Consider the following 23,336-nt stretch of genomic DNA (forward strand, 5'->3'; position numbering starts at 1 on the left):
CTTTTCACTTCACTCTTACACGTCAACAGCATGTCAAACGATAGCCACTATCGCGGCGTCTTTCCGGTCGTCCCGACAATCTTCAACGACGCAGGCGCACTCGACCTCGAAGGCCAGAAGCGCTGCATCGACTTCATGATCGATGCAGGGTCGAACGGCCTGAGCATTCTCGCGAACTTCTCCGAGCAGTTCGCCCTCACCGACAATGAACGCGACGCCGTCATGCACGCGGTGCTCGAACACGTTGCGGGCCGCGTGCCGGTCATCGTCACGACGACGCACTTCAGCAGCGACGTCTGCGCGCAACGCAGCCGTGCCGCAGAAGACGCGGGCGCGGCGATGGTGATGATCATGCCGCCGTACCATGGCGCGACCATCCGCGTGACCGAGAAGGGCATCTATGACTTTTTCAGCAAGGTGTCGGACGCGATCCGCATTCCGATCATGATCCAGGACGCGCCCGTCGCGGGCACGCCGCTGTCCGCGCCGTTTCTTGCACGCATGGCGCGTGAGATCGAGCACGTGTCGTACTTCAAGATCGAGACGGCGCAGGCTGCGGCGAAGCTGCGCGAGCTTATCGAGCTGGGCGGCGACAGCGTGATCGGTCCGTGGGACGGCGAGGAAGCCATTACGCTGATGCCCGATCTCGATGCGGGCGCGACCGGCTCCATGACCGGCGGCGGTTATCCGGACGGCATTCGCAAGATCGTCGATGCGCATTTTCGCGGTGATCGCGAAACGGCGGCCGCGCTCTATCAGCAATGGCTCCCGCTCATCAACTACGAAAATCGCCAATGCGGGCTGGCCGCCTGCAAGATCCTGATGAAGGAAGGCGGCGTCATCGGCTCGGATGCCGTGCGTCATCCACTGGCGCCCGTGCATCCGAAGATCCGTGAAGGCCTGCTCGAAGTCGCGCGCCGTCTGGATCCGCTCGTGCTGCGCTGGGGCCGCTGAACCTCTCCCGCCCGCACTGCGGGCGCACCGCTACACGTTACTTCACAAGAACAAACAGGAGACAGGACATGGACATGTCCGGTGTACAGACCGCCAGAATGACGAGCGTGCGATGGAAGATCTTTCTTCTTTTGCTGCTGCTCGTGTCGATCAACTATATCGATCGCGCGGCGCTGTCCGTTGCGATGCCGGCCATCGCCACGGAATTCGATCTCTCGCCCGAGCGGCAAGGGCTCATTCTCAGCTCGTTCTTCTGGACCTATCTGTTCATGCAAGTGCCCTCGGGCATGCTTGCCGACCGCCTCAAGCCGCGCGCGTTGATTGCGGCGGCAACCATCGGCTGGGGCGCGTTCCAGGCGCTCGGCGCGCTCTGCACGGGCTGGTTCGCGTTGCTGCTGACGCGTCTGGGTCTTGGCATCACGGAAGCGCCGATCTATCCGGGCGGCGTCAAGCTCAACGCGCTCTGGCTCACGCAGAACGAGAAGACGCGTGGCGCATCCATCGTCGATGCAGGCAGCGCGCTGGGCTCAGGCGTGGGCGCGGTGGTGGTCGCCGCGCTGATGACGTGGTTCGGCTCGTGGCGCGCGGCCTTCGTCGTGGCGGGCGTCGGTACGATTCTGTGCGGCATCTGGGCATGGTGGTACATCCGCAATACGCCGCGCGAGCATCCGTCCATCAGTCAGGCGGAGATCGACTACATCGAGCGCGCGCACGCTGAAGAGGACGCACGCGAGCCGAAGACCGCGGCAGGCGGCTCGATGCTGCGGTTCTTCACATTCCGTTCGGTGTGGGGAATGTGCGCGAGCCACACGTGTACGAACCTGATCTTCTTCGGCCTGATGACCTGGCTGCCGACCTATCTCTACAAGGCGCATGGCTTTGATCTGAAGTCGCTCGGCGGCGCGACCTTCATCATCTTCTTCGCGGGCTTCGTCGGCGAAGTGATCGCCGGATCGCTCGCCGACAAGTGGAAGGCAGCAGGCGGCAGTTCCAATCTGGTGTATCGCAGCATGATGATGGTCGGCGCGTTCGCGGTGGCCGTGTCCATGCTCGGCGTCGCCAACGTGCGCTCACCGTTCGCCGTGGTCAGCCTGCTGTGCGTCGCGCTGTTCTTCCTGCGCTGGTGCGGCGGCTGCAACTGGGCCACGCCCGCGATGCTCGCTACCCGCGCGCGCACCGGTACGCTGAATGGCATTATGAATTTTGTCGGCAATATCGCGGGCATCTTCGTGCCGATCTTCATCGGCTATATTGTGCAGACGACGGGTTCGTACTTCCTCGCGCTGATGTTCTTCGTCGCCGTCGCGGTGTTCCAGATGATCGTGGTGCTCGCGATCGACTATCAGAAGAAGCTGCCGGTGTGAGGACAGACGAGAACATGCAGCGTCGTCTTTACTCTGGAAACGACCCGCGCCGCGCGCACAGTATCGAGGATTTGCGCGCGATGGCGGCGCGTGCCGAACTTCTGCTTCGAATATGTGGAAGGCGGCGCGGAGGAGGAAGCCACGTTGCGGCGCAATCGCGACGTGTTCGCGGAGATCGCGTTCAGGCCGCGCTCGCTCGTGGATGTCTCGAAGCGCGATATCGGCATCCACCTCTTCGGGAAGCGCAGTGCGGCGCCCTTCATGATCGCGCCGACGGGTTTCAGCGGCTTGTTGTCACACGAAGGCGATATCGCGCTGGCGAGCGCGGCGGCTGCGGCGGGCATTCCGTTCATCTTGAGCAATGCATCGACGGTGCCGCTCGAACGCGTGATCGAGCGCGCGGGCGGGCGCGTGTGGATGCAGGTCTACATGTATCGCACGCGGGACTTCGTGGCGAAGCTTGCGGAGCGCGCGCAACGCGCGGGCGTCGAAGCGCTCGTGGTGACGACCGACAGCGCCATCTATGGCAAGCGCGAATGGGATCTGCGCAACTATGCGCGTCCGCTCAAGCTCGACATGCGCAACACGCTCGATGTACTCGCGCATCCGCGCTGGATGATGGACGTGCTGTGGCCGCGCGGCATGCCGCGCTTCGCCAATCTCGGCGATCTGCTGCCGCCAGGACAGGACAGCGTGCGCGGCGCGGCATCGGCGCTGGCGAAAGAACTGGACCCTTCGTTGTCTTGGGAGGATATTCGCTGGCTGCGTGATCGCTGGCCGGGACGGCTCATTGTGAAAGGGCTGTTGCATCCGGACGATGCAATGCGCGCGGCGTCGCTGGGCGCGGATGGCATCGTGCTGTCGAATCATGGCGGACGCCAACTCGACGGCGCTGTCTCCGCGATGGATGTGCTGCCCGACGTCGTCGATGCCGTGAAAGGACGCCTCGCCGTGATGCTCGACGGCGGCTTCCGGCGTGGCGGCGATATCGTCAAGGCCATGGCGTACGGCGCGGACGCGGTGCTGGTCGGCCGCGCGACGACGTATGGACTCGCGGCGGGCGGGCGTGCTGGGGTGGATCGCGCCATCGAGATACTGATGACCGAGGTCGATCGCGTCATCGGGTTGCTGGGCTGCGGCAGCATCGGCGCACTGGATCGGCAGTATGTGAAATGGAGCATGCGAGCAGCAGCGTTGGAACAGGCACATGAGATGGAGTTGCAATGAACCTGACCGGACATGAGGCGACACCGGCCGCGCGCATCGAGCGCGTCGGCATGGTGGGATTGGGATTGATGGGCAGCGCCATTGCGGCCCAGGTGTTGGGCAAGGGGTTCAGCCTGGCGGCGCTCGCGCATCGCAGCCGCACGGCGATCGATGCGCTCGTCGCGCAAGGCGCAACCGAAAGCAACAGTGCGGCCAATCTTGCGCGCAACGCCGATGTCATCATTATCTGCGTGACCGGCACGCCGCAAGTGCGCGACGTCGTGTTTCGCGAGGACGGTCTGCTTGCGGGCGCGCATGAAGGGTTGATCGTCATCGACAGCAGCACGTCGGATCCCGAGTTCGCGAAGGAAGCCGCGGAGGCGTTCGCGAAGAAGGGAGCATGTTTTCTCGATGCGCCGGTGAACCGCACGCCAAAGGAAGCGCGCGAAGGTCGCCTGAATGTTCTCGTCGGCGGCGAGGCGGACGTGCTCGACCGCGTGCGTCCGTTGATGGCCGCCTACGCGGAAACCGTGCATCATCTCGGCGCTCACGGCGCGGGGTATTGCGCGAAGCTGGTTCATAACTTCATTGCGCAAGCCAATGGCGCGATCCTCGCGGAAGCGTTCGGCACGGCGGCGAAGGCCGGTCTCGACCTGCATGAATTCGCGGCCGTCTGCCGTCTGAGCGGGGCGCATAGCAAGACGTTCGATCGCATCATGCCGTATCTGCTCGAAGGCGATGACAGCGGTCAGCAGTTCGCCATCCGCAATGCCGCGAAAGATATGCGCTCGTATGCGCAGCTTGCGTCGGCGCAATCGTCGACGGCAGTGATCGCGGAAGCGGTGCGGCAGATGTATGTGCTGGCGACCAATCTCGGGCATGGCGATGCTTACGTGCCGCGCATGTTCGATGTGTTGCGGGAGTTGAATGGGTTGCGGTAGGGCTGCCGCCGGACATCACAACCCGGCGGCCTTTTGCTCGCTCAGCCAATGATCGAAAAGTCTTCCAGATACCGCTCGGACAGCGTGAGTCCCAGTCCGGGCGTCGTATCGGACAGTTGCAGGAAGCCTTGCTCCGGTTGCGGCTCGCCCTCGAAGATGTAGTAGAACAGTTCGTTGCCGACCTCGACATCATGGACCGGGAAGAACTCGGACATGGGACTCGCCGTGCTGGACAGGGTCAGGTGATAGTTATGCATCTGCCCCGCGTGCGGAATCACGGGAACGGACCACGCTTCCGCCATCGCGTTGATCTTTTGAGCAGCCGTGATCCCGCCCACACGATTGGTGTCGTACTGGATCACATCCACCGCGTGGCGTTCGAGCAAGTCCTTGAATCCATAGCTTGTGAATTCGTGTTCGCCGCCGGACACCGGCACGATGTTCATCTTCTTCAGTTCCCGATAGCCTTCGATATCGTCGCCAATGACGGGCTCCTCGATCCAGCGCGGATTGAAAGGCGCGAGACGCGGCAGCATGCGCCGCGCGTATTCCAGCGTCCAGCCCATGTAGCACTCCACCATGATGTCGATGTCATCGCCCGCGAGTTCGCGCAGCAGCCGCAGTTGCTCGATGTTCTTCGCCATTCCCTTCGGCCCGTCCTTCGGTCCATAGCCGAAGCGCATCTTCATGGCGGTGAAGCCCTGGTCGAGATAACTTTGCGCCTCGGCGAGAAAGGCATCGCGTTCGTCGTTGTTATACAGCTTGGAGGCATAACACCAGATTTTTTCCTTGGTGCGTCCGCCGAGCAGTTTGAACACCGGCTTGCCCACGGCCTTTCCCATGATGTCCCAGATCGCGATGTCCATCGCGGAGATCGCGGCCATGCCGATACCCTTGCGACCCCATGCAAGTGTGCGCCGATACATCTTCTGCCAGATATATTCGTTGTCGAACGGGTCTTCGCCTATGGCTATCGGGGCGAGATATTCGTCGATGATCTGCTTCGCGATGCGCGGAGCCAGCGCGCAGTTGCCGATGCCGATGGTGCCGTCGTCGCACTCGATCTCGACCACCAGCCAGCCGTGAAAGCGGAATGAACCCATCGCGTCACCGCGTTCATACAGCGTGTCCACCGCATTGGTACAGAAGTGCGCTTGCGGCGGAAGGACCTTGCCTTTCCACTCGAAGACGCGTGCGCGAACGTGTTTGATTTTCATGAAGCTGTCCCCTTGAAGATGCCTTTGCTTGAAAGAATCGCACCCAGGTGCGACTGCGCGAAGCGTTCTGTGAAGATGTGATTCGCCGAACTATTGTGCGAAACTACGCGATAACCGACCACTGAATAAATCGTATCGGGCTATTCGTTGAGGTTATGGATCGATGATCGCGCTTTCCTCCGCTATCCGTAAGCGGCTTCGCTTGCGGCACCTGCAACTCATGCTTGCCCTCTCAGCCACCGGTTCGCTGCGCCGGGCCGCGGATGAACTCGCGATGACCCAGCCCGCCGCCACCAAGGCGCTGCGCGAACTGGAAGACGCGGTAGGCGCGCAACTCTTCGTGCGGCATGCGCGCGGCATGAACGCCACCGTGTATGGCGAAGCGGTCATGCGTTATGCGCGAGTCGTCTTCGAGGACCTCGACGAACTGCGCGAAGAACTGGCGGCCATCGAAGCAGGCGATGTCGGCAAGGTGCGGATCGGCGCGGTCATGGCGCCCGCGCCGGAACTGCTCACGCGCGCCATCGTGTCATTGAAGGAAGCGCATCCGCGCTTGCAGATCACCATTCAGATCGATACCAGCGACGTCCTCATCCAGGCGCTACAGCAAGACCAGCTCGACGTGATGATCGGCCGCATTCCGGACGGCGTGCCCGCGCTGGACCTGAGCTTCGAAATCCTGTCCGAAGAAGCGCTCTCGCTCGTGGTGCGGCCCGACCATCCGGCGCGCAAGGCCGCACGGCCAAAGCTCGCGTCGCTGGCTGCTTATCCGTGGATCGTCCAGCCGCATCCGAGTCCCATGCGGCAGATCATCGACCAGACATTTCGCGAGTCGCGCGTCGGCATGCCGGTCAGCATGGTTGAAACCTCGTCAATTCTCACCACGCTCTCGCTGCTGCGCGACGCCGACATGCTCGCGGTCCTGCCCAGTTCGGTCGCGCTGTATTACGAAGCGCTCGGACTGCTCGCGCCGCTCTCCACGCCGTTGCGCGGCCGGCTCGCGCCATACGGCCTGATCCTGCGGAAGAACCGGCGGGTCAGGCCGGCCACGCAGCTTGCTATCGACGCGATCCGCGCCGTTGCATGACGCCCCCGACGCCTGCCGACGCCTTCAGAACGAGACCGTCTGCTTGACCACGGCCATGTTCTCCTGAAGGTTGTCCTTCGTGATGACGATCACCGGGACCACGATGCTCTTCTCCGGCGTCTTGCCGTTGACGGCCTGCACGAGCGCAGCGGCGGCCTTCTCGCCCATCAGGTTGGGCTGCTGCATGCCGAACGCGGCAAGGCGTCCGTCGTTGAGCATGGCGATGAAGTCCTCGACGCCATCGAACGCGCCGAGCACGATGTCATCGCCCTTGCGCGCGGATTGAATCGCCTTCGCGCTGCCGAGGGCCGCCACGTCCACTTGCACGAACAGGCAGTGCATGCCGGGGTGCGCCGTGATCATGTCCTGCGTGTACTTGAACGATTCCTCGCTGGTATAGCGTTGCAACTGGTTGAGACCCAGCTCGGACACGCCCGCTTCCTTCATCGCGCGGCGGAAACCGGCGGAACGCAACTGGCCGTTCTTTCGCGCCAGCGACACGGTGATCATGCCGTATCCGCCCGACGTCCAGCCCTTGGCTTTGAGCACAGCCGCGACTTTTTGCCCGGTTTCATAGGCGCCTTTCTCGTTGTCGGAGCTGATGAAGCTGGCATACGTGCCGCCATTGGTGCCGATATCGGCGATCACGACGGGCACATGAGCCCGCGCGGCAAGCGCGAGCACGCTGGGCGCGGTCGAGGAGTCCGTCGGCGAAAGCACGATGCCGGCCACGCCCTTCGAGATCGCATCCTGTGCGTTCTTCAACTGCGCGGACGCATCGTTGCGCGAGTCGAGCGTGAGGACCGTGCCGCCCTCCTTGGTGATGCCGGTCTCCACGCCTTTCGCGATATGCCGCCAGAACGGCAGGTCGAGTCCTGGCGTGATGTAGGCGAAGGTCTTGCCCTTGACGCTTGCATCCTGCGCATGGGCTGACATCGCCGAGAGGCCGAACGCGGTCACGCACAGGACTCGCTTGATGAATGAGAGGGGCATCGTGTGTCTCCTGCTTTCGCATTGTTGTCGATGGAAAAGGGGTACAGCGGAATGCACATTCAGCGTGTCTGCTTGCCGAAGCGGCTGCTCAGAAGCCTTTCGCCCAGCACGGCGACGATGATCACCGCACCCACTGCGCTGCCTTGCCAGTAGGGGCCGACGTTGAGCAGGTTCAGGCCGTTGTGGATCAGCACGAGAATGAGCACACCGAAGAAGGTGCCGATCATCGAGCCGCGGCCGCCGAACAGACTGGCGCCGCCAATCACGACGGCCGCGATCGAATCCAGTTCCAGGCCGGTTCCTCCCACCGGGTCGATGGACATGAGACGCGAGGCCAGCATGACCGCCGCGACCGCTGCGAACATGCCCGCCAGCACATACACGAGCACGTTGTAGAAGTCGACGCGCAGGCCTGCGGCACGCGCTGCCTCGCGATTGCTGCCGATGGCGTAGATGGTGCGGCCGCCTTTGGTGAAGGTGAGGTAATACCAGGCGACGGCGAACAGCACGATCAGCAGGATGAAGTTGACCGGCAGGCCGAACACCATCGCGGCCGATGGCGTGGCGAGCGCGTCGGGCAGCGTCGAGATGGAGTTGCCGTTGGTGAGCACGAAGGCGACGGAGCGGCCAATCGACATCATGCCCAGCGTGACGATGAAGGGCGCGATGCGTCCTCGCGTAACGAGCAGGCCATTGATCAATCCAAGCAGTCCGCCGCGATGGCGAGCAGGATCGCGGGAATCACCGGCAGGCCGAGCGACGTGATGGCGAGGCCGAGAAAGATGCCGCCCACGCCGGTAATCGAACCCACCGACAGATCGATGCCGCCCACCAGCACCACGAAGGTCTGCCCGATCGCCGCGATGCCGGTCACGACCGCCTGGTCCATCAGGTTGAGCACGTTGCCGAGCGAGAGGAAGTGCGGGGACACGACGCCGAGCACCACGCACAGCAGCACGAACAGCAGCATCATGCGCACTTCGAGCTGGAACTTGCCGAGCGTGGCGCGCCATGTGGGCGCTGCCTGAGTCACCATGACGTCTCCCTTGTCATCGGGCTTGATGAGCGTTTTACTGTTCATGCGTTGCCTCCTCGCGGCCTGCGGAGTCCGTCTTCAGCCGGATGTGAGCGATATCGTGTCTGCGCAGCGCTTCGGCTATCTCCGTAGCGCATTGTTCGAGCCTTGCGTCGCCGGGCGAGGGCATGCTGATGCCGATCTCGCCGAACGCATGGCCCGATGCATTCGCGAGCCGATGCTTGACCGAGGTGAAGGCCGCATCGCGGACCACGACGCCGTCGGCCACATCGGGCGCGAGCAGGGCGCTTATAGCGGTCTCTTCGATCAGCGGAAAGCGGTCAGGCGCAATGCCGAGTGCCAGCGGGCGAGGCTCGGCAAGATCCAGGCAGAACGCACGGCCGCCTTCCACCTGGACCCAGAACGCGCTGGCATCGACCGCTTTCGATACGTCTTCCAGCACGCGCTTCATCCGGCGCGCCGAGGAACGCGGCATCGAGAGCATGGTGAGGATGGTCGGGTCGAGCACGTTGGCCGGCACTTCGGCGACCGAGACGCCGTCGCTCATCACGACGATCCGGTCGCACAGGCCGAGCGCTTCCTCGAAGTCCGACGACACGACGATCACGCCGACACCGCTCGCCGCCACCTTGCGAATGATCCGGTAGAGCGTGCTGCGCGCGCCGATGTCGACGCCGCGCGTGGGCTCGTCGAGCAAGAGCACCGAAGGGTCCAGCATCAGCCAGCGCGCGAGCAGCACCTTCTGTTGCTGGCCGCCGCTCAACGCGAGTATCGGAACGTCGCGCGTGTGCGCGGGCATGTCCAGATCCTTCAACAGCGCATCGACGCGGGTCCGTTGCTTGCCGTAATCGGTATGCACGGTCTTGCTGCGTCCAAGATGGGCGAGCAGCAGGTTCTCTTCCACCGTGAGATCGGGCACGATGCCCTGTCGCCGCCGGTCTTCGCCGATCATGCCGAGTCCCGCGCGGATCGCATCGACCGGCGAATGCACTGTCAGCGGCTGGCCGTTCAGCAACACTTCGCCGCCCTGCATCCTGCTCAGGCCGAAGATGGCTTCGAGCGCTTCGGAGCGTCCTGCGCCCACCAGCCCCGCGAGACCCAGTATCTCCCCGCGATGCAGCGTGAACGACAGATCGTGCACGCGCGGCGCGGCCGCGAGATGGCGCACGGTCAGTGCGGGCTGGAGGCTACGGTCCGTCGTGGTCGTGGCGAGTGCGCGGTCGTAGACGTTCTGGATGTCGCGTCCCACCATCAGTTGCACGAGGTCGCGCGAAGTGATCGAGTGAGTGGGAATGCCGGCGGCAACGGTGCCGCCATCGCGCATGACGGTGATCAAATCCGTGATCTCGAGAATCTCCTCCAGCCGGTGCGACACGAAGACCAGCGACTTGTCGCGTGCGCGCAGGAGGCGCATCACCGCGAACAACTGCTCGACTTCGAGCGGCGAGAACGACGCAGTCGGCTCGTCGAAGATGATCAGCTCGGAGTCGTTGTACAGCGCCTTGCATATTTCGATAATCTGCCGCTGCGCGATCGACAGACTGCCCGCGCGTGCGCCGAGCAGCGCGCGCGGTTGCTCGATGAAGTCGAGCGCGGCGGCGGCCTTGCGTTCCATCGCGCGCCAGTCGGCCCGTCCGCGCGCGCCGAACTCGGCTAGCGCAATGTTCTCCAGCACCGTCATGTCCGGCGCAATGCTGGTTTCCTGCATCACGATCGAGATGCCGGCCACGAGTGCCTGGCGCGGCGATGTGAAGAGCGCTTCGCGGCCATTGAAGAGATAGCTTCCGGCAGACTTGGTGATATGCCCCGCCACCACGCGCGACAGCGTGGACTTGCCCGCGCCATTGACGCCGATCAGCGCATGCACTTCGCCGCGCCGCAGTGTGAGGCTGCAGCCGTTGAGCGCCTTGACGACGCCGAATTGCCTCGTGATGCCCGTCAGTTCGGCGAGCGTGGCGTGGCCGGGTGGTGTCGATGGCGTCACGCTGCCTCCAGCACGAGGTGAGCGATGCCGTATGCGTCGAGGTCGACTGGCGTGTCGTGCGGTGACTCGCTCGCGATGGTGCATGACACGGGCTCGGCGTCGAGATTGGCGATCCATACATGACGCTGGCCATTCTTCATGAGCGCAAGGGCCGACACGCGTCCGGCAAGGCCGTCCAGATCGATATCGAGCAAGGGGCAACGCGCGAACCCCGCAAGCCCGGCGAGCAGATGGCCCAGCGGCGACAGCCGGATGCCATCGGCGTCCGCGATCGTCACGCCGCGCGGGCCCGTCAGTTCCGAAAGCGCCATGCGCGCCGCGCCGTGTGCCGCGAACGCCGCGATGTAGCCGAGCGCCCACGCGGCGGCGAAGGGTTCGAACTGGCGGACGTCGTCGTGGGTCAGCGCGATTTTTGTACGCGCCGGATTCGGCGCAGTGCCCGCGCCATAGGGATTCATGCGCGCGCCGATGCTCGATGGCCCGACCCAGAACGGCACGTCGCCGAACAGGGCATGCGTGGTGCGCGCAATGTGCGTCAGGCAGGCGAGGGTCTGCATCACGGAGATGTCGTCGGCCGCATGCACGATGGGGCAGGTCGTGAAGCTGATGAAATCCAGTGCCGCTGTATCCGGCCGCTTCCGGTTGAGTTCAGTGAAGAACGCGAGCGTGCCGCCGCCGATCAAGGCCGCTTCAAACGACGCCTGCGCGGCTGCATACAGTTCGCCGAGCGGAGGGCATGCCGGCCACTCGGAACCGGGCAGGACGCCTTTGAGATCCACCGCCGGCGTCAGCATGATGGCTTCGGGCTCAAAGCGCGCAGCGTCCGCCGATGCCCGCACACGCGCGAGTTCAAGGCGCGGTTCGTTGTCGCAGGGAAGCACGAGTTCGAGCACGACCGGGATGCCTTCAGCATCGTTCAATGCAGCCAGCCGGGCGAACGTGCGCTCGATCTCCGGATCGTCGGCGCGGACTTGGGCAACCACATAGTCCGGTCCGACGAGCTGCGCCTGATGGGCGGGCGCGGACGGGTCGATGCCCAGGCCGAGCAACGGCATGTACGCGCCATTCGCGCTGCCTACCGCGATGCGGGTGGACGCATCCGTTGCCACAGCATTCCCGCCGATGCTTCGAGCTTCGAGCGTGAACGACTGTGTCAGCACTTCGCCCTTTGCCAGCGTGTAAGGCCACGGAAGCCCGATGGGACGGCTATAGGTCTTGAACGACGCGTCGGACCAGTTGCGCTGGTCTTCCATCTCGAACACGTCGCCGCGCAGCACGAGATCCACCGATACGGCGTCCATCACGTCATGCCGCAAGCCATTGAACGACATGAACGGCTGATAAGGGTCGATCAACTCGGGGAACGTGCCCGCGCGCGTGCCGCCATCGGAAGCCGTAACGGTGACCGGAGTGCCGGCAAGCGAAAGCGGATGCAGGACCACGATGCCGGTGCGGTTCGTCGCGACGCTTTCCTGTACGGTGACCTCGACCCCGAAGACGAGCTGACCGCTGGACCGGCCGTCGATCTGAAGCTTCACCGCCAGTTCGCCGCCATTCGGCCCGGCGGTGCCCTCTATCTCGACATGAAAGCTGTCTTCGCTCAACGCGACCTGATTCGAGTGTGCACGAATTTCAAACGTCTGCCAGCTCTCGTCGCGCATGGCGAAATACACGGCCCGGACGATCTCGTGGCCATCGAAACGAATGTCGCGCAAGCCGTTGGCTTCGAGGCGCATGGCAAGTGCGCCTGCCCGCAGTTCGCGCTGAAGCGGAGGAGTTTCGCGATCGGATATCACGGCCATGTCCCCTGGTCGTCCGTTCTGATGTCGGGCTTTTGCGGCTTGCCCGATGCTTTATGTTCACGAATGCGGGATGCTGCCGGTGCGCCGGGAGCGATCCGTCTCCTCTGGATCCACGCCAGGCCACGCTGTAGAACCGCAGTGTGCAAAAAATGGCGATAACGCGCCATTGAATAAATGGCATAGGGCGATCACCCGGAGTTATAGATCGCGTGACGCCCACGTGACGGTGCCGGTGTCAATGGGTGGATATGCTCAAAGGCGTAGAATGCATCGACTCTGCTGACCTGGAGACTTCATGCGTGCCGTGCTGAGTGGGCTATGCGCCTTGTGGCTTTTCTTTTCCTTCAACGGTGCGGCACAGGCCGACATCATCGCTTCATGGCAATCGACGCAGATGCCGGCGCCGCCGCCGCTGAAGCCATTCACCGTGACGGATCCTTCGCACACGGCCTTGCTGCTGCTGGATTTCGATACCAGTACCTGCAACAGCAAGGAGCGTCCGACATGTGCGGCCTCGCTGCCCTATGTTGAAGATCTGCTGAAGAAGGCACGCCGCGCGAATCTGATGGTCGTCTATAGCCTGACGAGCACGGGCACGATGGCGGCAGTGCCGCCGGCCATCGCGGCTATCGGCGATGAAACGGTGGTGCAGTCCGGCGTGGACAAGTTCTTCGGAACGGATCTGGAAGCGGCGCTGAAGGCCAAAGGAATTCAGACCGTGATCGTGACCGGCACGATGGCGCACGGCGCGGTGCTGTACACCGCGAGCGAAGCCGCGCTGCGTGGCTTCAAGGTCGTCGTGCCGACCGATGGCATGTCGAGCAAGGACCCGTTCGGCGAACTGTCGGCCGCCTGGGTGCTCGCCAATGCACCGGCCGGCGTGAGCAGGAACGTCACGCTCAGCCGGTCGCGCATGATCGGGTTCGGGCAGTAGGCGTCTCTGCCATTCAGCGGTTCAGAAGCTCCGCCAGCGCCGTCAGGCTCGGAGCGAACGCGTCAAAGCAGGTTTCATCGCGTGTATCCGGGTTGCTGTCAGGACCGAATTCCAGCGGCCGGGGAATGAAAGCCACACGAAAGCCAAAAGCCTTCGCCGCCTCGAGATCGTACTTATGGCAGGCCACCATCAATATCTCATCGGCGGCGAGACCGAGGGATCGCTGCGCCAGCGCGTACACCTTCGGATCGGGCTTGGACGAGCGCACCAGCTCGGCGGTCAATACGCAATCGAAGGGCAGGGCGCGTTGCTTGACGATGTGGATGAGGGACGACATCGAACCGTTGGACAGGGTCGAAAGCGTGTATCGATCGCGCAATTGCAGAAGGCCCGGCCGCGTGTCCGGCCAAGGCTTCAGGTTGCTCCACGCCGCGCTCAGTTCAGTGCGATCCTGCGGCGTCAATGCGTCTTCCCACGACGAGGCTTGTAGCGCCGTATCCAAGGTTTCACGGTAGATCTGATCGGTCGAGCGCCAGCTTATCGTTCCGTCGATAACCTGATCCAGCTGCACGCGATACGCGTGGCGCCAATGCGCCAATAAGCCGGACCATTCGGCGGCCGTGGCGTGCTTCACTGAAAACTTCGATCCCGCCTCGACGATCGTGCTGTAGAAATCCAGCAGCGTACCTTGCATATCGAATGCGATGGCCTTGATGCTGCGTGGATCAAGCTTCGAATAAGCACGGGTCGCCGGGGATGATGCGGTGGTCGTATTCATGCTTCCCTCTCTGCGGGTCGTCGACTGGTTTCAAGATGTGGCGCCCAGATTAGCAGCCAATATTTAAGCTGGATTTATGCAGAGGAATTCAGCGCACGGGATCGCGCCGGCTCCGGATAATTTGCAACTCATTCATGGCAATCAGCATAGGGAGCGTTGTAAGAAACGGTGGGTATGCCATGGGTCATCGTGGTTGATCTGATCTTTGGGGCATACGTTCGTGCCGACCCTGAACGTCTATGACGGCAATCGCGATGTCATGCGCGCCCGTCGCGCCGAATGGCACGACGCGAGGACAGCACGGCGGAGGAGGTCGCGCCGGCCGCCGACCGGGCGGCATCGCTGCGCACCAAGGCGTGCTATCCGCTGATCCTGCCCATTACCGTCGGACCCGGATCCATCGCGGTGGCTATCGCACTGGGCACCGGATCGCCGCACGCGGGCCTGCAATCGAACCCCCTGGACGGTGTAGGCGTGGCCCTCGTGCTGCTGTGCTTGAGCATTTTCCTGTGCGTGCGCTATTGCGGGCGACTGGAAAAGCTGCTGGGAAAAGTGGGCACTCAGATCGCAATGCGACTCTTCGCGTTTGTCCTGTTCTGCATCGGCGTGCAGCTCTTGTGGATCGGCGCGTCCGGATTGCTCGAAAACCTGAAGCTGCATTGACGTCCGGCGCGCAAGCACGCGAAGCGATCATTCCGGGCTAACTGTCGCACCGTACAGTGAATCTACGACATTCGACCCGAGGAAAAGATCATGCTCGCGCCACTGAAACAAACGGGATCCGCACTCTTTCAATCCAATAACTTTCGAAGCATTCCGGCTCACCTGAAAGACGCGATTCTAGAGCCATACAAGGCGGAGTGCGTGTATATCGAAAGGGCTTTCCGGGATATCTCGTTCGATCATGAACTGGTCGCGTTTGCCGAAGTCTGCGTTCCCGAAACGTTCTATGGATCGCAGACAGGCCATTTCAATGCGGTGGAATCGCTACTCTGTCTGAATCAGATCGCGTTTCTCACGATAGCCGACTTCGTCACCGATGATGCGCCTCATGCTTTTCGCGAGGCTATCGGCACGGCGGATCTTCAGAGCTTCAAGGAGAATGTGCTGAAGCGGACGTTCATCACGTCCGTGAAAACGCAGTTCAGGCGCACGCTCGATGGCCGGAACGTCGTCATGCGCTTCTCGTTCACGAAGATGCGCAAGCATGCCGGGATGGTGTTCATGGCATCGGAATTCGAATTCACCGATACGGAAAGTTCACCGGACAAGCCGCCTGCGTTTTTCGGGCACGCGACCTTTGCCATTCCGGTGATGCGACGATGAACCCGGCGCTATGCCTCGCCGAGGTCATGCGCCGTCAACAGGATACGCGAGCCGCGCAGCACGCGGCTCTTCTTGTCGGCGGCTTCCAGAATGCGCTTGAGTCCGCGCTCGAACACCGACAACAAGGTGCGCTCGTCCGAAGTCCGGCGCTGCAGGAAGTGTCGCTCCAGGGCGTCGCGCGTGACCGCGCAGGTAATGGCCTTGCCTCGCGACCGCAGCGTGAAAGTGATGAGGCGCCCCTCGGCAAAGAACCGCGGGCCACCTTCCAGTGCAAGCATTGCATCCTCGACGTTACATTCAACTGCGGTGGGCTCAAGCCGTGCGCAGAAGGATCGGTGTCATGCGCTCTGATGAGCTATTGACGATGGCGCAGGTTAGCAAGAACAAAAACCACGCGCCACGTGGAAAAAAATTAATCCACCGTTACGCATCGGGAATGCAGTGACGCACTCAAGCCGCGCGCTCATCCAGCGTGAACGCAGCCGCGGCCTCCGCCAGCATCCGGGCCTGATGCTCCAGCGAACTCGCGGCGGCCGACGCCTGTTCCACCAGCGCGGCGTTCTGTTGCGTCGCGCTGTCCATGTCGGTGACGGCGATGCTGACCTGGCTCAGCCCGTGACTCTGCTCCTGCGTGGCGGCGGAAATTTCGGCCATGATCGCGTGGGTTCGCGACACGGCGTCGATCAGTTGACTCATCGTATCGCCGGCCTCCGAGACGAGCTTCGCTCCGCCGTCGATGCTGGCCGTCGAGTTGGAAATCAGCTCGCGAATCTCCTTCGCCGCGCCCGACGAGCGCTGCGCCAGCGTGCGAACCTCGCCCGCCACGACCGCGAAACCCCGGCCCTGGTCGCCGGCCCGCGCGGCTTCCACCGCGGCGTTGAGCGCGAGGATATTGGTCTGGAACGCGATGCCTTCGATGATGGAAGTGATCTCGGCTACCGCCGTTGAATCGCGGCTGATTTCGCCCATGGTGGTCACCACGCGCGAAACAACATCGTGGCCGCGACGGGCAATGTCGGAGGCCGACGCGGACAGTTCGCTCGCACGATCGACGCTGTCGGCATTCTGGCGCACCGTCGTCGACAACTGTTCGGCGCTGGTCGCGGTTTCCTGGAGCGACGAAGCCTGCGATTCGGTGCGCGCGGAAAGGTCCGCATTGCCCGCAGCAATCTCCCGCGTGGCCGTGGCAATCGCGGCGCTGCCTTCGCGCAGCGTGCCGACCGTCTTGCGCAGGCTCGACTGCATTTCCGAGAGCCCGTGGAGCATGTTGCCCATCTCGTCATTGGACTTCACGGTGATCTGGCTGCTCAGGTTGCCCCGAGCGATCAGTCCAAAGTGGGCGATGGCATCGTTGACGGGCGAGAGAATCGCCTTGCGCAGGAAATACCATCCGCCGGCAGCGGCGCATACGCCGGCCACGATCGCCGCGATGCTGCTCCACAACAGCCACTGATAGCGCTGTTCGGTCTCAGCGTACTGACTCGCGGATTGTTCGAACTGGTACTTCTTGAGCGCATTGGCGGCTTCCTGCATGCTCGTATAGATCTTGCCGACGCTGAACATCAGCTTGAGGATCTCGTCGCGATCAGCGCGCTGCGTGGCTTCCCGAAAGCGTCCGAGTTCGGCTTCGGTGGCCTCGTACTGACGCGTGACGCTGGAGGCCAGTCGGTCTTCCTCTTCGTCGCGCGGCAGTGAAAGATATTTGTTCCACGCCGCTGCGGCCGCGACCTGGACCTCCTTTTCCTTCTCATACATGTTTCGGGCGTCTTCCGAACCGGGGTCGATAGCGGCGCGGTCGAGCGACGTGCGTTGCCGGCCGACCATGATGGTCATTTCACCGACCGCGATCGACTTCGGCAACTGCTCCGAGTAAGTGCGTCGATTCGCGTTGTTGCTTGTAATCATTCCAGTGAGGCCGAGCGCGCCAACGACGATCAGAAGAAAGGCCAGGAAAGACATGGCTGCTACGAGACGAGCATTGATTGAGAGGCGGGTGCGCTGCATGGTGAGAGGTGAGGGATTGTTATTGGAAGTATGGGAAGAATGAAGCGGCGGTCGGTCAGGAACGGCAGACCGACGCGTAGGGGATAACGGCACATTTAAGCGAATGCTTTAGAGGAGCGGGCTTGAAATCGTGATGCTTCCGCTCACCGTCATCAAACCGCGCCTTCACTGGCACGCATGCCGCTCATACAGCGCCCACTTGCCCTCACGTGCGAGCAAAGCCACATCGCACTCGCCATTGGCGAAGTAGCCGGCGGGCAAGGGCTGCGTCGAGCGCACGAAGATATACCGATACAAGCGGGCGTTGTCTTGCTTCCAGTCGAACGAGCCGGGGAAACGATCGAGCTGTGACGCATGAACCGGAAATTGCGCCGGCCTGAAACGCACGATCTGCGGCACGAACTGAGCGAAATTCGGATCGACGAAACCGTGCTTCTCGGCCTGATACCACAGCGCCTGATGCTGATAGGCGAAGGGACTCCAGTACGCCTCGCTGGCCCCGTCCATCACCAGATTGAGCGCGCGCTGATTCGGCTCGGTTCGCGACAGCAGGTGCTCCAGCGGCGCGATCTCCATTGCGAAACGGTGCAGCCGGACCGCCTGATTCGCGAGGAATATCCAGCAGCCGGCGATGATGACGAGCTGCATGCCGAAGCCGCGCATGTCGCGCTTCACGCCGGCACGAGGCTTCGGCGCGACGAACATCAGCGCATAAGCGGGCAGCAGAAAGAGCGCGAAGCGCTGATAGAGATACGCCGTGCCGAGCGCGAGGTTCGGCACGGCGAGCCAGATGAATACCATGACGATCATCGGCACCAGCACGGCGCGATCGGGATTGATGCGGTCCCGCCAGAGCCACGGCGCAATGCCCATCAACATGAAGAGCGGCAGATAAACCGCGCTCCACTTCGTGAGCCCCCACACCATCATCGGAAACAGCAGCAGACGTTTGCCGCCGGTGTCCGACCAGCCCCAGTCGATCTTTGCGGCATTGTCGATGGTGTGGCCGAGAACCGGGTCGCTGGCGTGACTCCACAGCGTGTAGACAATGCACAGCAAGCCGAGCGGCACGAACGCCGCCAGCGCCAGCAGCTTGCCCCTGATCCGGCGCGGCTTGACGAGCGCGAAACCCGCACCGATCCCGCAGGCGAACAGAAAGACGAGACCGTGACAGAAGAACAGCGCCACGCCCGCGACGAACACGCCCACGCCCCGGCTGAACGAAGGGTGGGTAGCGGAACGATGCGCGAGCCACATGAACAGCATGCCCACTGGCGCCGCTACCAGAAACGTATAGAAGCCCCATGCAAAGGCGAAGCCGAAGAAGCCGGGGATGAAGAGCACATCGAGCCGCGAGTCGCCGTTCAGATGCCTGCGAAAGCCGACGCACGACATGACGAAGCCGACATACGCGATCATCAGCACGAGCTTGAGCGCTGCGGAGATCGACATCACGTAAGTGAGCGGCAGCGCCAGTCCATAGCCGATCAGATAGGGCGTGAACAGGTTGATGCGCACGAGGCTCTGCCACGCCGACGCATGATCGATCAGGTCACGCAGCAGCATCACCTGCGCGGCGTGCTGCGGCAGGTCCACGAGCGGCGGACGGGGCGCGATCCAGAACAGCAGGGCGCCGCCGAGCAGGGTCACGATGAACAACGCACGCGGCATCCATTCGAGGAGTGAACCGCTGCGCGCCACCGACGTACTTGCGGACGACCCAAGCATATTCATAAGGTTCGTTCGATGATGAAGCGCGGACGATGCTTCGTCTCCGCATAGGTCTTCGAGATATACCCGCCGATGACGCCCAGGAACAGCAATTGAATGCCGCCGAGGAAATACATCGGCACTACGGTGGACGCCCAGCCGGGCACGGCCAGATTGGTGAAGAGGCGCGCATACGCGGCCCACGCGCCGAAGCACAGCGAACCGAGCGCGAGGAGCGCGCCAATCCGCGTGCTCCACTGCAAGGGCACGGCGGAAAACGACGTGATGCCGTCGAACGCAAAGGCGAGCATTTTCGCGAGCGGATATTTGCTCGTGCCGGCGAAGCGTGCGGCGCGCTCGTATTCCACGATCGCTGTCCTGAAGCCCAACAGCGGAATGATGCCGCGCAGGAAGAGATTGACCTCCTGGAATTCCTTGAGGGCATCCAGCGTCTTGCGGCTCATCAGGCGGAAGTCCGCGTGACCGGGCAGGATATCGACGCCCAGCGCCTTCAGCATCTTGTAGTAGTTGCGTGCGGTGAAGCGCTTGAAGAAGGTATCGCTGTCCCGCTTGTGCCGGACGCCGAACACGATCTCCGCCCCTTTTCGATATTCGTCGAGCATGCGCGGAATCGCTTCGATGTCGTCCTGAAGGTCGGCATCGAGACTGACGAGCACATCGCCTTTCGCCACCAGCAGGCCTGCGAGCAGTGCATTCTGATGCCCGCGATTGCGCGACAGCTTGATGCCTCGGCATCGCGCATTGGAGGCATGCAGGGTCTCGATGATCGACCAGGTCCGGTCGCGGGAACCGTCGTCGACAAAGGTAATCCTGCTCTCGTCACTGACCACAGACGCGACAATCAGCCGCTCAAGAAGCGCAAGCAGACGTGAGCATGTTTCCGTGATGACTTCCTCTTCGTTGTAGCAAGGTACGATGAGATTCAACGTCGTCATAGGCGGAACCCTTGATGCCCAAGTCGTTGGGCGACGTGCGAGGCAAATGGATTTCCCTGTGATTGCAAGGGACGGGCGCGGCGATGCAGCCTTTGATGTCGAAGCAGCACGCGCGATGCAGACGAATGCGGGACATGAGTGTCACGTACATACTAAGCGCAGTGCGAAATCAAACACAAGAATTTCATGACTCGATCCGTGTCTGATTCCCATGAAAGAAATTGTAAGCACAGTACATCTGATGAATCGTCATGGCGTTGTCGAGGACGCATTGCGCTACAGTAGCGAGTAGCCTGTATTCAAGCAAATGAATGAATGAAAGGGAGAGCGCACGCGCATGGACAAGGCCGAATTCGATAGCTTTGCAGACGAATATCTCGCGCTACATACGAAAAATATTTCTGCATCCGGAGAAGGTCCGGCGTTTTTTGCCGAGTACAAGATTCGCGATATCGCGCAGGAAATGGCCCGCCGCAACGCTGTGCCCGCGCGCATGCTCGACTTCGGCGCAGGCGTGGGCACGTCGGTGCCGTGGGTGCGCCAGTACATGCCTGCAGCGCAACTGACTTGCGCAGATGTATCAGAGCGCTCTCTCGAACTGGCAAAAAGCCGTTTCGCGGGTGATGCAAGCTTCGCTTATTTCGACGGGCGCACGCTCCCGTTCGAGACCGGCGAATTCGATCTGGCCTATGCGATGTGCGTGTTTCACCACATCGATCATGCCGAGCATGTGAGTCTGCTGCGCGAATTGCATCGCGTGGTGGGTGCGCGCGGCACGCTCGTGATATTCGAGCACAACCCCTATAATCCGCTGACCGTGCGCGCGGTCAATACCTGTGAATTCGATGTGAACGCGAAGTTGATTACCGCGTCGAATATGCAACGCGCATGCCGTGAAGCCGGTTTTACCGATGTTCAAGTGCGCTACCGTATTTTTTTCCCGCACGCACTCGCGGCGTTGCGTCCGCTGGAAAAATATCTGACTCACGTTCCGCTCGGTGCGCAGTATGCCGTGTATGCAACCGGCGCCTGATCGTGTGTCGCCGGACTCCGATGCTTCCTCAATGATTGCGAACGCAACTTCCAGTCGCAATGTCCGCTTGCAGTTCGTGAAGTATCTGCTGGTCGGCGGCCTGAACACCGCGCTCGCGGCGGCGGTCATCCTCGGCGTGCAGGCGGCGGGCGCAAGGCCGGTGGTCGCCAACCTGATCGGGTACGGCGTCGGCGTGGTGATCAGCTTCGCGCTCAACAGCAAGTTCACTTTCCAGACCGTCGCCACGCGCTACGCGGCCATGCGTTTTCTCGTCGTGGTGCTCGTTTCGTATCTCGCGAATCTCGGCGTCGTCCTGCTCGTCTTGCGCATCACGCATGCGCCGTACATGGCGCAGTTGAGCGGCATCCCGGTGTATGTGATCGTGGGATTCATCGGCAACAAATATTGGGCCCTGCGCGAAGCGCCCGCGCGTGGGTAGCCGGGCCCGCTACTTGTCGGCATGCAGCACACACGAATCCTGAACATGCTTCGCCAACCGCTGCGCGATCATGTCGGACTCACCGGCTTCTTCCAGCTTGCGCTTCGCATAATCGCGCGTGGTGTCGAGCAAACGATACTGCACACTGTCGCCGCGCACTTCGGCTGAGAGCATCGACTTCGTGACCAGGCTCGCCACGGCGCCCACGATGCCGGCCGAGGTGACGCCTTCGTCCGATATGACCGCGGTCGCCGATGACAGCGTGAACTCCCCGGGAAAGACCGAGATACGCCGCAGCGCGAGACGCTCGATATCCGGCAGCAATTGATGGCTCCATTCGAGCGTGGCGAGGAAGCTCTTGTGCCGTTCCGGCGCCGTGCGCCGTCCCTGTGCGAGCGTGAAGAAACGGTCGTCGAGCAGGTTGAGCACCTCTGCCGCGCCGAACGCGTTCAACAGCGTGGCGGCCAGTTCGATGGCCAGCGGAATGCCGTCCAGCCGCTTGCAGATGCGGCCGATCGTCGACGCCTCTTCCGCGCTGACCGTGAAGTCGCCGCGTGCGGCAAACGCGCGTTCCAGAAACAGTTCGACAGCGGGATGGCGCAGTGCTTCGTCGGGGAGGAGCCGCGCGGGATCGACGGGACAGTCGAGCGGTTCAAGCCGGTAGACGTGTTCGCCCATCGCCTGCAACGGTTCACGGCTGGTCGCGAGAATCCGCGTTTGTGCAGCGCTTGCGCTGATGCGTTCGGCGAGGATGGCCGCGGCCTCGATCACATGCTCGCAGCCGTCGAGCACCACGAGTTGCGGGCGGTTGCGTGAACGGAAATGACTGGCGAGCGCCGCAAGCGGAGCATCGCCATGCGGTGTCAGCCCCAGGGACTGAACGACGGCGCGCGGTACCAGACGCGGGTCGACGAGGCCGGTCAGATCGACGAAACACACATCGTGCTCGGCGGCTTGCGCGGTTGCATGCGCAACCCCCAGCGCAACGGTCGTCTTGCCAATGCCACCGGTGCCTGCCACGGTCAGCACGCGCACGCGCTGCAAGCGTTCAAGCAGATCGGCGATGACCGCCGCCCGTCCGATGGGCCGCACCAGCGCGGCTGGAAGGTTATGCGTCACGGCCTGCGGCGCGCGTGATCCATCTGCGGCGTCGGCAAGCGTTTCGCGCGTGACGGGCGCCACGAACCGATAACCTTGCCCGACGACGGTCGTGACGAAGCGCGAATGCACGGGCTCGTCGCCGAGCGCCTTGCGCAAAGCCGCGATATGCACCTTGAGATTGCTTTCCTCGACCACGACGCGAGGCCAGGCCCGCGCGAGCAGCTCCTGCTTCGTGATGAGTTTGCCGTGGCCCTCGACAAGCATCGTCAACAGATCCAGTACGCGGCTGCCCACCGGCACGCGCGCTTCGCCGTCGAGCAAGGCCTGCTGCGACGGAATCAGGCGGAACGAGCCGAACCGGTAGGCAACGGCCGCTTCAGCGGGCGGGCTGACGGGGCCGCTTGTCACGCCTGGGGCGCGGACTGCAGTCTGTGCATACATGATGCGTCGTTCCGGTAGGCCGCGGGATAC

General features: G+C 62.7%; 21 protein-coding genes and 1 pseudogene. 10 read left to right on the forward strand and 12 right to left on the reverse strand.

Annotated features, from left to right (window positions below):
* Nucleotides 1–30 precede the first annotated feature (30 nt).
* The 4 genes and pseudogenes from QCE63_RS16095 to QCE63_RS16110 all read left to right on the forward strand — a co-directional run bounded on the left by QCE63_RS16095 (nt 31) and on the right by QCE63_RS16110 (nt 4,465).
* Nucleotides 31–954, forward strand: coding sequence for a dihydrodipicolinate synthase family protein (locus QCE63_RS16095; RefSeq protein ID WP_309834357.1), 924 nt, complete (start codon nt 31–33; stop codon nt 952–954).
* A 68-nt stretch (nt 955–1,022) separates the two neighbouring features.
* Nucleotides 1,023–2,318 (forward strand): MFS transporter, encoded by a 1,296-nt coding sequence (locus QCE63_RS16100; protein WP_309834359.1) that lies wholly within the window; start codon nt 1,023–1,025, stop codon nt 2,316–2,318.
* Between the two features lie 14 nt (nt 2,319–2,332).
* Nucleotides 2,333–3,545: pseudogene (locus QCE63_RS16105) on the forward strand (alpha-hydroxy acid oxidase).
* Complete coding sequence (locus tag QCE63_RS16110) at nt 3,542–4,465, forward strand: NAD(P)-dependent oxidoreductase (RefSeq protein ID WP_309834360.1); 924 nt, start codon at nt 3,542–3,544, stop codon at nt 4,463–4,465. Before QCE63_RS16105 ends, QCE63_RS16110 begins: the two are co-directional and overlap by 4 nt.
* Nucleotides 4,466–4,506: 41 nt before the next feature.
* On the opposite strand, the gene QCE63_RS16115 is transcribed toward QCE63_RS16110, so the two are convergent.
* Nucleotides 4,507–5,682 (reverse strand): L-rhamnonate dehydratase, encoded by a 1,176-nt coding sequence (locus tag QCE63_RS16115; RefSeq protein ID WP_309834362.1) that lies wholly within the window; start codon nt 5,680–5,682, stop codon nt 4,507–4,509.
* Between the two features lie 163 nt (nt 5,683–5,845).
* Between QCE63_RS16115 and QCE63_RS16120 the strand changes: the two genes are divergently transcribed.
* Nucleotides 5,846–6,769, forward strand: coding sequence for a LysR family transcriptional regulator (locus QCE63_RS16120; RefSeq protein WP_309834364.1), 924 nt, complete (start codon nt 5,846–5,848; stop codon nt 6,767–6,769).
* A gap of 24 nt (nt 6,770–6,793) precedes the next feature.
* Here the strand turns inward: QCE63_RS16120 and QCE63_RS16125 are convergent, their stop codons facing one another.
* Genes QCE63_RS16125 through QCE63_RS16145 form a run of 5 tightly spaced genes read right to left on the reverse strand, consistent with a single transcriptional unit; the run spans nt 6,794 to nt 12,518 of the window.
* Nucleotides 6,794–7,762, reverse strand: coding sequence for a substrate-binding domain-containing protein (locus tag QCE63_RS16125; RefSeq protein WP_309834365.1), 969 nt, complete (start codon nt 7,760–7,762; stop codon nt 6,794–6,796).
* A gap of 59 nt (nt 7,763–7,821) precedes the next feature.
* Nucleotides 7,822–8,463 carry an ABC transporter permease gene (locus QCE63_RS16130; RefSeq protein ID WP_309834366.1) on the reverse strand — a complete coding sequence of 214 codons (642 nt, stop codon included), beginning with the start codon at nt 8,461–8,463 and terminating at the stop codon, nt 7,822–7,824.
* Complete coding sequence (locus QCE63_RS16135; RefSeq protein WP_309834368.1) at nt 8,460–8,843, reverse strand: hypothetical protein; 384 nt, start codon at nt 8,841–8,843, stop codon at nt 8,460–8,462. Before QCE63_RS16135 ends, QCE63_RS16130 begins: the two co-directional genes overlap by 4 nt.
* Entirely contained in the window at nt 8,833–10,782 is a 1,950-nt protein-coding gene (locus QCE63_RS16140; protein WP_309834369.1) for a sugar ABC transporter ATP-binding protein, read from the reverse strand. The genes QCE63_RS16135 and QCE63_RS16140 overlap by 11 nt, the downstream gene beginning before the upstream one ends.
* Nucleotides 10,779–12,518 (reverse strand): hypothetical protein, encoded by a 1,740-nt coding sequence (locus tag QCE63_RS16145; RefSeq protein ID WP_309834370.1) that lies wholly within the window; start codon nt 12,516–12,518, stop codon nt 10,779–10,781. The genes QCE63_RS16140 and QCE63_RS16145 overlap by 4 nt, the downstream gene beginning before the upstream one ends.
* 361 nt (nt 12,519–12,879) lie before the next feature.
* Here QCE63_RS16145 and QCE63_RS16150 point away from each other — a divergent pair, with 361 nt between their 5' ends.
* Entirely contained in the window at nt 12,880–13,518 is a 639-nt protein-coding gene (locus QCE63_RS16150) for a cysteine hydrolase (RefSeq protein ID WP_309834372.1), read from the forward strand.
* Nucleotides 13,519–13,531: 13 nt separating this feature from the next.
* Here the strand turns inward: QCE63_RS16150 and QCE63_RS16155 are convergent, their stop codons facing one another.
* Complete coding sequence (locus QCE63_RS16155) at nt 13,532–14,296, reverse strand: haloacid dehalogenase type II (RefSeq protein WP_309834373.1); 765 nt, start codon at nt 14,294–14,296, stop codon at nt 13,532–13,534.
* Between the two features lie 279 nt (nt 14,297–14,575).
* Between QCE63_RS16155 and QCE63_RS16160 the strand changes: the two genes are divergently transcribed.
* Entirely contained in the window at nt 14,576–14,959 is a 384-nt protein-coding gene (locus QCE63_RS16160) for a MarC family protein (RefSeq protein WP_309834375.1), read from the forward strand.
* Nucleotides 14,960–15,049: 90 nt separating this feature from the next.
* Nucleotides 15,050–15,622: an FcoT family thioesterase gene (locus QCE63_RS16165; protein ID WP_309834377.1), complete on the forward strand. Its 573-nt coding sequence runs from the start codon at nt 15,050–15,052 to the stop codon at nt 15,620–15,622.
* Between the two features lie 8 nt (nt 15,623–15,630).
* On the opposite strand, the gene QCE63_RS16170 is transcribed toward QCE63_RS16165, so the two are convergent.
* The 4 genes from QCE63_RS16170 to QCE63_RS16185 form a co-directional block, all read right to left on the reverse strand.
* Nucleotides 15,631–15,900, reverse strand: a complete 270-nt coding sequence (locus QCE63_RS16170; RefSeq protein WP_309812929.1) for a DUF1488 family protein — start codon at nt 15,898–15,900, stop codon at nt 15,631–15,633.
* Nucleotides 15,901–16,072: 172 nt separating this feature from the next.
* Entirely contained in the window at nt 16,073–17,626 is a 1,554-nt protein-coding gene (locus QCE63_RS16175) for a methyl-accepting chemotaxis protein (protein WP_309834378.1), read from the reverse strand.
* Nucleotides 17,627–17,791: 165 nt separating this feature from the next.
* Nucleotides 17,792–19,354: a hypothetical protein gene (locus QCE63_RS16180; protein ID WP_309834379.1), complete on the reverse strand. Its 1,563-nt coding sequence runs from the start codon at nt 19,352–19,354 to the stop codon at nt 17,792–17,794.
* Between the two features lie 2 nt (nt 19,355–19,356).
* The gene (locus QCE63_RS16185) at nt 19,357–20,292 is read right to left on the reverse strand and encodes a glycosyltransferase family 2 protein (RefSeq protein WP_309834380.1); all 936 of its coding nucleotides are present in this window, start codon (nt 20,290–20,292) and stop codon (nt 19,357–19,359) included.
* A gap of 337 nt (nt 20,293–20,629) precedes the next feature.
* On the opposite strand from QCE63_RS16185, the gene QCE63_RS16190 reads away from it, so the two are divergent.
* Both QCE63_RS16190 and QCE63_RS16195 read left to right on the forward strand, forming a co-directional pair.
* A complete protein-coding gene (locus tag QCE63_RS16190) occupies nt 20,630–21,325 on the forward strand; it encodes a class I SAM-dependent methyltransferase (protein WP_309834381.1) in 696 nt (231 codons plus the stop codon).
* Between the two features lie 31 nt (nt 21,326–21,356).
* Nucleotides 21,357–21,764, forward strand: a complete 408-nt coding sequence (locus QCE63_RS16195) for a GtrA family protein (protein WP_309834382.1) — start codon at nt 21,357–21,359, stop codon at nt 21,762–21,764.
* Between the two features lie 9 nt (nt 21,765–21,773).
* On the opposite strand, the gene QCE63_RS16200 is transcribed toward QCE63_RS16195, so the two are convergent.
* The gene (locus tag QCE63_RS16200) at nt 21,774–23,306 is read right to left on the reverse strand and encodes a winged helix-turn-helix domain-containing protein (RefSeq protein WP_309834384.1); all 1,533 of its coding nucleotides are present in this window, start codon (nt 23,304–23,306) and stop codon (nt 21,774–21,776) included.
* Nucleotides 23,307–23,336: the final 30 nt, after the last annotated feature.

It is taken from the genome of Caballeronia sp. LZ065 (assembly GCF_031450975.1).
In the GTDB taxonomy this organism is placed as follows: domain Bacteria; phylum Pseudomonadota; class Gammaproteobacteria; order Burkholderiales; family Burkholderiaceae; genus Caballeronia.

Bases quoted from the DNA above. Each gene is read 5' to 3' on its own strand.
- QCE63_RS16095 (WP_309834357.1), top strand. From the start codon at position 31: ATGTCAAACGATAGCCACTATCGCGGCGTCTTTCCGGTCGTCCCGACA.
- QCE63_RS16100 (WP_309834359.1), top strand. From the start codon at position 1,023: ATGGACATGTCCGGTGTACAGACCGCCAGAATGACGAGCGTGCGATGG.
- QCE63_RS16110 (WP_309834360.1), top strand. From the start codon at position 3,542: ATGAACCTGACCGGACATGAGGCGACACCGGCCGCGCGCATCGAGCGC.
- QCE63_RS16115 (WP_309834362.1), bottom strand. From the start codon at position 5,682: ATGAAAATCAAACACGTTCGCGCACGCGTCTTCGAGTGGAAAGGCAAG.
- QCE63_RS16120 (WP_309834364.1), top strand. From the start codon at position 5,846: ATGATCGCGCTTTCCTCCGCTATCCGTAAGCGGCTTCGCTTGCGGCAC.
- QCE63_RS16125 (WP_309834365.1), bottom strand. From the start codon at position 7,762: ATGCCCCTCTCATTCATCAAGCGAGTCCTGTGCGTGACCGCGTTCGGC.
- QCE63_RS16135 (WP_309834368.1), bottom strand. From the start codon at position 8,843: ATGAACAGTAAAACGCTCATCAAGCCCGATGACAAGGGAGACGTCATG.
- QCE63_RS16145 (WP_309834370.1), bottom strand. From the start codon at position 12,518: ATGCGCCTCGAAGCCAACGGCTTGCGCGACATTCGTTTCGATGGCCAC.
- QCE63_RS16150 (WP_309834372.1), top strand. From the start codon at position 12,880: ATGCGTGCCGTGCTGAGTGGGCTATGCGCCTTGTGGCTTTTCTTTTCC.
- QCE63_RS16155 (WP_309834373.1), bottom strand. From the start codon at position 14,296: ATGAATACGACCACCGCATCATCCCCGGCGACCCGTGCTTATTCGAAG.
- QCE63_RS16160 (WP_309834375.1), top strand. From the start codon at position 14,576: ATGGCACGACGCGAGGACAGCACGGCGGAGGAGGTCGCGCCGGCCGCC.
- QCE63_RS16165 (WP_309834377.1), top strand. From the start codon at position 15,050: ATGCTCGCGCCACTGAAACAAACGGGATCCGCACTCTTTCAATCCAAT.
- QCE63_RS16170 (WP_309812929.1), bottom strand. From the start codon at position 15,900: ATGCTTGCACTGGAAGGTGGCCCGCGGTTCTTTGCCGAGGGGCGCCTC.
- QCE63_RS16175 (WP_309834378.1), bottom strand. From the start codon at position 17,626: ATGCAGCGCACCCGCCTCTCAATCAATGCTCGTCTCGTAGCAGCCATG.
- QCE63_RS16180 (WP_309834379.1), bottom strand. From the start codon at position 19,354: ATGCTTGGGTCGTCCGCAAGTACGTCGGTGGCGCGCAGCGGTTCACTC.
- QCE63_RS16185 (WP_309834380.1), bottom strand. From the start codon at position 20,292: ATGACGACGTTGAATCTCATCGTACCTTGCTACAACGAAGAGGAAGTC.
- QCE63_RS16190 (WP_309834381.1), top strand. From the start codon at position 20,630: ATGGACAAGGCCGAATTCGATAGCTTTGCAGACGAATATCTCGCGCTA.
- QCE63_RS16195 (WP_309834382.1), top strand. From the start codon at position 21,357: ATGATTGCGAACGCAACTTCCAGTCGCAATGTCCGCTTGCAGTTCGTG.
- QCE63_RS16200 (WP_309834384.1), bottom strand. From the start codon at position 23,306: ATGTATGCACAGACTGCAGTCCGCGCCCCAGGCGTGACAAGCGGCCCC.